Origin of the sequence: Burkholderia sp. Ac-20384 (genome assembly GCF_017104605.1) — a bacterium.
Classification (GTDB): Bacteria; Pseudomonadota; Gammaproteobacteria; order Burkholderiales; family Burkholderiaceae; genus Burkholderia; species Burkholderia lata.
The window spans coordinates 1-5,169 of record NZ_JAAGPE010000457.1; the positions used below are offsets into that span (position 1 = coordinate 1).

The window sequence follows — 5,169 nt, forward strand, 5'->3', positions numbered from 1 at the left end:
TGCAGACGAAACCTTGATGCGGATCATGCGCATGCGCGACGAAGTGGCCGCCGCAGCGCGTGCACGGGGTCATCTGCAGCATCCCCGAATCGAAGAAGCGCACGAGCGTCCACGCGCGCGTGAGGCTCAGCGCGGCCTCGTCGCCGGACAGGTTCACGTGCTCCTGATAGAGCCGGTACGCCTTCACGATCGACTGGATCGGCTCGCAGCGGCCGTGGTCCTGCATGAACCGGTAGATGTTGTAGAACAGCGACGAGTGGATGTTCGGCTGCCACGTCATGAACCAGTCGGTCGAGAACGGCAGCATCCCCTTCGGCGGCGACACGCCCTTCAGTTCCTTGTACAGCTTGATCAGACGATCCCGCGACAGGCTCGTCTCCGCTTCCAGCAGTTGCAGCCGGGCGCCCAGTTCGATCAGTTCGATGGCGAGGGTGATTTCCTTCACCTCGATCACGACGCTTTTGCTTGCCATGGTGATAACCGTCCGCTTGACGTTATTCGGATGGATGGCCAATACGCTGCCCACCGGCGCGGCACGCCGGGACACACGCAAGGCGGGATGGATCAGCGGACGCCTTCGACCTGCTGCCCGGCCATCAGGATGGCCGAGTGGGCGTGCGCGACGACATCGCTGCGGCCCTTGTCGGCGAGCGACGACAGCAGCGCGTGATCATCGAAGCGGAAGCGGCACAGCATCTGGTTCGACGCGGCCAGCTTCACGGTCTGTGCGAGCGTGAGGTTGGCGAGCAGGTCGGCGAGTTCCTGGGAGATTCCCATGCGGAACATGCCCATCGCTTTGTCTTCCCGCAGCAGGCGTTGCGCGAGGAGGAGGTACGACAGGTTGACCTCTTTGATCTCACTGAGCATTTCGCTGGTAGCGCTCATGATTCCCCCGTTAAAGAGCTTTGCTTTGGCCATTCGTGTTATGAAAACGTTTGCTCGATCAGGGCGCGCTTGGCGCTCAGTCGGCTCGTTTATAGTCTTACAGGGCGAATTTTGGCCAAACGGCATTTATGCCGGTATCAGCGAAGTGGCGTATGCCATGCAGGATTTCTCTGTAAACCGTGTAGGAATTTTTCCGACAAGGCGAATTGAAAGGTGCAAGCGGGGAAGCGTGTGGCAGCAAGGATTCGGCTGCGATGGGTCCAATGGCCTTCAGGCGGTAATCGAAGGCTTGCCGGCAAGGCTGCCGACAATCGGATCGGTAAAAATTATAGTGCTTTTTCACGATGACGCAACAATAGTTGCGTCTATCTCCATTCTTGTTTCCACGCCCTTTTTCTCGGGGTTTTCGCGTATTTCATCGTGTAACAAGCCTTAAGTGTTTGAAAAAACACTCGAACCCCTCAGGGCGATATCGATAATGGACTCCAATGGGCGGCGGCGCGAGCCGTGCCGGCCCGCCCCGCAGCTTGCCGTCCGGCGCCCCGCGCACCCCGCCCAGGGCCCGGCCACGTAGCGCCAACCGCGTACGTCGGCGAGTTCCGCAACCTTGCACGGGATCCGCATCAGCGCTACCGCGCCCCGGATCGAAACAGGAGAAACCCATGCGAATTGCCCAGATCGCGCCGCTTTACGAAGCCGTTCCGCCGAAACTCTACGGCGGCACCGAGCGTGTCGTGTCCTACCTCACCGAGGCGCTCGTCGAACTCGGCCACGACGTGACCCTGTTCGCCAGCGGCGACTCCGTCACGTCGGCCCGTCTCGAGGCGGCCTGGCCGCGCGCACTGCGGCTCGACCCGTCGATCCGCGATTCGATGGCGCCCCATATGCGGCTCCTCGAAAAGGTCGCCCGGGTCGCGCACGAATTCGACGTGCTGCACTTCCACCTCGACTACCTGCCGTTCCCGCTGATGTCGCGCCTCGACACGCCGTACGTGACGACGCTGCACGGCCGCCTCGACCTGCCGGAACTGCAGCCGGTGTTCGACGCGTTCCCGGACTCGCCGGTCGTGTCGATCTCGAACAACCAGCGCAAGCCGCTGCCGCAGGCCGCGTGGGCCGGCACCGTGTATCACGGGCTGCCCGACACGCTGCTCACGCCGCAGCCGGGCGTGAAGCCCGAATACCTCGCGTTCCTCGGCCGGATCTGCCCGGAAAAGCGCGTCGACACCGCGATCCGGATCGCCGCGCAAAGCGGGCTGCCGCTGAAGATCGCCGCGAAGGTCGACAAGGCCGACGCCGACTATTTCAAGGAAGTGATCGAGCCGTTGCTCGGCCAGGCACACGTCGAATTCATCGGCGAGATCAACGAGGCGCAGAAGCCCGCGTTCCTCTCTGGCGCGAAGGCGCTGCTGTTCCCGATCGACTGGCCGGAGCCGTTCGGCCTCGTGATGATCGAGGCGATGGCCTGCGGCACGCCGGTTGTCGCGTTCAACCGCGGCTCGGTGCCGGAAGTGATCGAGGACGGCGTAACCGGCTTCATCGTCGAGGACGTGCAGGGCGCGGTCGGTGCGCTGCACCGGATCGACAGCCTGTCGCGCACGGCCATCCGCGAACGTTTCGACACGCGTTTCAGCTCGAAGGCAATGGCGCAGCGTTATGTCGAAACTTACGAATCGCTTTGCACGGGAGCCCGTCAACCGGCATTGCGCCGGGTTGCCGGCGCCTGACACGGAATTCCGCGAGGAAATATTCCGTAATCCAATCCGCGCCGGAATCGGCGCGCAAATCAAAAGAGCCGCATCTCGATGCGGCTCTTTTGTTTGGGTTTTCGGTCATTCGATGACGAAACGATCGCGGTTTTTACCGACGATCCAATTCGGCGGCTTGCCTCGCCCGCTCCAGGTCGCGCCCGACTTCGGATCGCGGTATTTCGGGGGTAGCGGCGCCTTCTTCGGCGGACGCCCGCGCTTCGCTCGCTCCGCGAAGCCCAGATCCTGGGCAGTCAGCCCATATTCGGCGATCTTTTGCTGGACTTCCGCAATCACCGCCGCCACTTCCTGGCGGCGCACATCGTCCGCCTGGGCCTGCAGATCGGCGATCTGCGCCTTGAGTTTCGCGTATTGAGACATTTTTCGACTCCCCTTTTGATGATGCGGCCCCGGCGAATCCAGCCGGGACACCAACATCCGTTACGACATCCGCACTGCCGCCCTGCCCTTCGAATTTAATGCTGTCATCTTTAACCGATTCGGCTATATCGAGAATGCGGACTTATTCTAATAAAAGGCATTCGTCAGCTATTCAAATTTAACAATCGTTGACCCTCCCCGACCCGATTCATTTCCTATAATCCAGACCAATTCCGGGTGACGGTTTAAATCCGTCGCGTCGTCCGGTTGTCTTCAATCCACTTGACCAAGGTCCTTACATGAATCTTTCTCAGCGTCTCGCTGCAGAGGTATTCGGCACGTTCTGGCTGGTGCTCGGCGGGTGCGGAAGCGCCGTGCTGGCCGCCGCCTTTCCGGGCCTCGGCATCGGCTTTGCCGGCGTCGCACTTGCCTTCGGCCTGACTGTGCTGACGATGGCATTCGCAATTGGCCACATTTCGGGCTGCCACCTGAATCCGGCGGTGAGCGTCGGCCTGACGGTCGCCGGCCGCTTTCCCGCCCGCGATCTCGTGCCGTACATCGTCGCGCAGGTGGTTGGCGCGACGCTCGGCGCATTCGTGCTGTACCTGATCGCGACCGGCAAGCCGGGCTTCGACGTCGTCGGCAGCGGTTTTGCGACGAACGGCTTCGGCGAGCGCTCGCCGGGCCACTACTCGCTCAGCGCGTCGTTCATTTGCGAAGTCGTGATGACGGGCTTCTTCCTGTTCGTGATCCTGGGCGCCACCGACAAGCGCGGCGTGCCGGCCGGCTTTGCGCCGATCGCGATCGGCCTGTGCCTGACGCTGATCCACCTGATCTCGATTCCGGTCACCAACACATCGGTGAACCCGGCCCGCTCGACCGGCCCCGCGCTGTTCGTGGGCGGCGACGCGATCGGCCAGCTCTGGCTGTTCTGGGTGGCACCGATCATCGGCGCGGTACTCGCCGGGATCATCTATCCGTTGGTCGCGGGGCGTGACGACGCCGTCGACCTGCTGCCGGCATCGGCTCGCACAAGCGAATAAAACACTACGGGGTCAAGCGAGCAGAGCAGCGAGCCTCACGCTGTCAAAGAAGATCGAGGCAGGTAATTTCGACGGGCGCCACTGGCGCCCGTTTTTCATTTCCGCCCCGGCAGGACGCTCAGGAGGCGGCGACGTTGTCCTCGAGCGAGAACAGCGCGCGCAGGTGACGGGCGACGCCGGCGTCGAAGTTGTTGCCGATCCGCGGAATGTGCGGGAGCCGCGCGACCAGGTCGGGGTTCGCGTTGTTCATCATGAACGCGTGGCCGGCGGTTTCGAGCAGGTCGATATCGTTCATGTTGTCGCCGAACGCGATGCAGTGGCCGGTGTCGACGCCGAGCCGCGCGAGCACCGAGCGCAGCGCGCGGCCCTTCGACACGTTCGCGGTCATCACTTCGAGGCAGTCGGGCAGCGAGTACGTGACGTACAGCGCATCGCCGAAGCGCACGCGCATCTGCTCGGCGACGACCGCCAGATCGGCCGGATCGCCGATGTACAGCACCTTCGCGATATCCGCGCCGTCGTGCGCGGGCATGTCGATCACGTCGTAGCGGAAGCCCGAATCCTGGTGGAATTCGAGCAGGTGCGGCGCATCGCGGTCGATCAGCCAGCCCTGGTCGGTGAACAGGTTGACAATCACGCGGCCGTGCGCACCGACGATGTCCGGCTGCACGAGGCCGCGGACGATTGCCGGATCGATGTCCTGCGCGTGGATCGTCGTGTCGTCCGGCGCATGCACGCGCGCGCCGTTCGACGTGATCAGGTACGGCCGGATGCCGAGCACGTCGCGAATGCCGGCGACGTCCGCGTAATGGCGCCCGGTGGCGATCACGAACTGCAGGCCGTCGCGGTCGAGCCGACGGACGGTGTCGATCGTGTACGGATCGAGCTGGTGGTCGCTGTTCAGCAGGGTACCGTCGAGATCGGTGGCGATGACTTTGTACATGGGACGGGAGAATGGCGCTCAGGGCTCTGCGGAACGGCCATTCTAACGTCGTGCCCGGTTGCCCGCCGGGCGGTTCCCGGTCAATCGCCGCCAGCGGGCCGGTTTTGGTGCGCCTTCAACCACCGTCGAACGCCTTCAGGCGTTACGCAACGCGCAGCAACTTACAGCT

Annotated in this window: 6 protein-coding genes; 2 read left to right on the plus strand and 4 right to left on the minus strand. The window is 63.1% G+C overall.

The window, feature by feature from the left end; all coding sequences use genetic code 11:
* Both flhC and flhD read right to left on the minus strand, forming a co-directional pair.
* Window positions 1-472 (minus strand): flagellar transcriptional regulator FlhC (gene flhC, locus G3O00_RS39610; protein WP_205193754.1); only part of this gene is annotated, 472 nt, incomplete at its 3' end.
* A gap of 92 nt (window positions 473-564) precedes the next feature.
* Entirely contained in the window at window positions 565-885 is a 321-nt protein-coding gene (gene flhD / locus G3O00_RS39615; protein ID WP_039346834.1) for a flagellar transcriptional regulator FlhD, read from the minus strand.
* A 662-nt stretch (window positions 886-1,547) separates the two neighbouring features.
* Between flhD and G3O00_RS39620 the strand changes: the two genes are divergently transcribed.
* Window positions 1,548-2,612: a glycosyltransferase family 4 protein gene (locus G3O00_RS39620; protein WP_011350589.1), complete on the plus strand. Its 1,065-nt coding sequence runs from the start codon at window positions 1,548-1,550 to the stop codon at window positions 2,610-2,612.
* A gap of 105 nt (window positions 2,613-2,717) precedes the next feature.
* Here the strand turns inward: G3O00_RS39620 and G3O00_RS39625 are convergent, their stop codons facing one another.
* Window positions 2,718-3,014: an H-NS histone family protein gene (locus G3O00_RS39625; protein WP_011350588.1), complete on the minus strand. Its 297-nt coding sequence runs from the start codon at window positions 3,012-3,014 to the stop codon at window positions 2,718-2,720.
* A 299-nt stretch (window positions 3,015-3,313) separates the two neighbouring features.
* Here G3O00_RS39625 and aqpZ point away from each other — a divergent pair, with 299 nt between their 5' ends.
* The gene (gene aqpZ, locus G3O00_RS39630; protein WP_011350587.1) at window positions 3,314-4,057 is read left to right on the plus strand and encodes an aquaporin Z; all 744 of its coding nucleotides are present in this window, start codon (window positions 3,314-3,316) and stop codon (window positions 4,055-4,057) included.
* A 118-nt stretch (window positions 4,058-4,175) separates the two neighbouring features.
* On the opposite strand, the gene G3O00_RS39635 is transcribed toward aqpZ, so the two are convergent.
* On the minus strand, window positions 4,176-5,000 hold the full coding sequence (locus tag G3O00_RS39635; protein ID WP_011350586.1) for a Cof-type HAD-IIB family hydrolase: 825 nt from the start codon (window positions 4,998-5,000) through the stop codon (window positions 4,176-4,178).
* Window positions 5,001-5,169 lie beyond the last annotated feature (169 nt).

Coding starts and splice junctions, on each gene's coding strand:
- flhD (WP_039346834.1), bottom strand. CDS start 885: ATGAGCGCTACCAGCGAAATGCTCAGTGAGATCAAAGAGGTCAACCTG.
- aqpZ (WP_011350587.1), top strand. CDS start 3,314: ATGAATCTTTCTCAGCGTCTCGCTGCAGAGGTATTCGGCACGTTCTGG.
- G3O00_RS39635 (WP_011350586.1), bottom strand. CDS start 5,000: ATGTACAAAGTCATCGCCACCGATCTCGACGGTACCCTGCTGAACAGC.
- G3O00_RS39625 (WP_011350588.1), bottom strand. CDS start 3,014: ATGTCTCAATACGCGAAACTCAAGGCGCAGATCGCCGATCTGCAGGCC.
- G3O00_RS39620 (WP_011350589.1), top strand. CDS start 1,548: ATGCGAATTGCCCAGATCGCGCCGCTTTACGAAGCCGTTCCGCCGAAA.